The sequence below is a fragment of the Lutibacter sp. genome (assembly GCF_030692605.1).
GTDB lineage: Bacteria > Bacteroidota > Bacteroidia > Flavobacteriales > Flavobacteriaceae > Lutibacter.
In genome coordinates this window covers 1-1,957 of the sequence record NZ_JAUYUD010000070.1, presented here as the reverse complement: position 1 = coordinate 1,957, position 1,957 = coordinate 1, and the positions used below count along the sequence as shown (strand labels likewise).

The 1,957-nt window shown below is 33.2% G+C and carries 1 protein-coding gene and 1 pseudogene; both read right to left on the bottom strand.

The features are described 5' to 3' along the window. Positions 1-359: pseudogene (locus tag Q8S45_RS06495) on the bottom strand (hypothetical protein); the annotation flags it as partial. Between the two features lie 22 nt (positions 360-381). After that, positions 382-1,920: a sugar porter family MFS transporter gene (locus tag Q8S45_RS06490; RefSeq protein ID WP_305602571.1), complete on the bottom strand. Its 1,539-nt coding sequence runs from the start codon at positions 1,918-1,920 to the stop codon at positions 382-384. Positions 1,921-1,957 lie beyond the last annotated feature (37 nt).

The following is a 1,957-nucleotide window of genomic DNA, read 5'->3' as shown; positions in this document are numbered from 1 at the left end:
TCATCATTATAATCAAAACCATGGCGTTCTCTGGCAACTTCAATGCCCATAGTTACCATTAACCCATATTTATGTGCCTCATCTAAAACTTCCTTACCCGTTTGCTTACCGTTTTCAGTTCTCCACGTTCTAAAAGAATTTCCTCCGTGCTTTGCAACTGACGCTATGTTTCCAAATTCCAAACCAGCACCTTTAATGTAAAAAGGTTTATTGTTTACATACAATTGAAATTGCCCATCGTTGTTTTTTAATTCAACTTTAGCAGGCGTGTATTTATTAATTGGTTGATGTATTGATTGTTTTGCGTTACACCCCACAAAAAGGGACAAACACATTAAAATTGTAGCTATTTTTTTCATTGTTAAGTTTACTTATTTATACTTAATTTTTTACTAAATCAAATTCTATTTGTTCTAATGATTTCCCTTTGGTTTCAGGTAATATTCTTAATAAAATAAAGAACCCAAATAAGGCAATGACTCCAAATATTAAGAAACTCATTGAATTTCCAAGGTTTGATAATTCCCAAGGAAATACTTGTTGCACTCCCCAACTTATAAATGAATTCACAAAGCCTATTACACCTATCGCCAATCCTCTATATCTATTTGGAAATAACTCTGATAGCATTACCCACATTACCGGTCCTAGTGAAAACGCAAAACAGGCAATAAACCCAAGAATTCCTATTAAAACTAGTGTTGCATTAATATTGGTTGCCGCTTCTAAAATAGCACCTTCATTTTTTGCGTAAACTTGATTTCCTAAAGCCAATTTCATATCGTTTTTAAAATCGATATCATTGTCGTATTGCTTATTTGTAAAAGGGTCTAATTTACTGTTATCCATATTTTTAAATTGTGTAATTTCTTCTGAAGTAAGTTTGTACGTTGCCTGGTTAAAGCCATAGGCAATTGTTAATAAACTAATCGCTATCCCAGCCATTCCAACTAATAATAATGGTCTTCTTCCCATTTTATCAATTAAGAATATGGCAATAATAGTGAAAATTACAGTCGTTGTACTCAATAATATTCCCGAAGCAAATGAAGCATCTGTTCCAATACCTGTTTGTTTAAAAATTGATGTTGCATAAAAATAAACAGCATTGATACCAGTTATTTGTTGCAATACTCCAAGCACCAAACCAACAATTAATATAAAACGCAACGATGGTTTTAAAAGTTCTAACATTGAAACTTTATCACCCCTTTTGTGTTCTTTTACATTTTTCTCAATAGTTTCAATTTCAACTAGTGCTAATTCTTCACCGTGAAGACTATTCAATACTATTTTAGCCTCTGCTACATTACCTTTGGAATACAACCAACGTGGACTTCTTGGTACAAAAAACATAAATATAAAGTACAATATTGCTGGAATAAATTCAACACCCAACATCCATCTCCATACATTTTCATCGGTTAAAAAAGAATCACCAGACGTATTTAATTTATTAAAATAATAGTTGCTTAAAAAAGCTGCGAAAAAACCAAGTACAATATTCAATTGTTGAATGGAAACCAGTTTTCCTCTATTTTCAGCGGAAGAGATTTCAGCAATATACGTTGGTGCTAAAATAAGTGCCGCTCCAAATGCCAAGCCGCCAATCATTCTAGCTATGTACAGCATTTCATATGAAGTTGCATACGCCGAAGCCAACGCTGAAACTGCATATAAAAACGCCACAACAATCAATATTTTTTTTCGCCCAATAACATCGCTCAATCTTCCCGAAATTAGCATGGCAATCATGGCAGCAAAAGATGGTGAACTAACCACCCACCCTGTCTGAGCATCGTTTAAATTAAATTCTGGACCTGCATAGGACATGACGCCCGAAATAATCCCTGCATCAAATCCAAATAAAAAACCTCCTAAAGAAACTACAAATGCTATAAATACTACTTTTTTTGACATTATTAATTGTTGGTTTTAGTTGCTATCTAATTTAAAA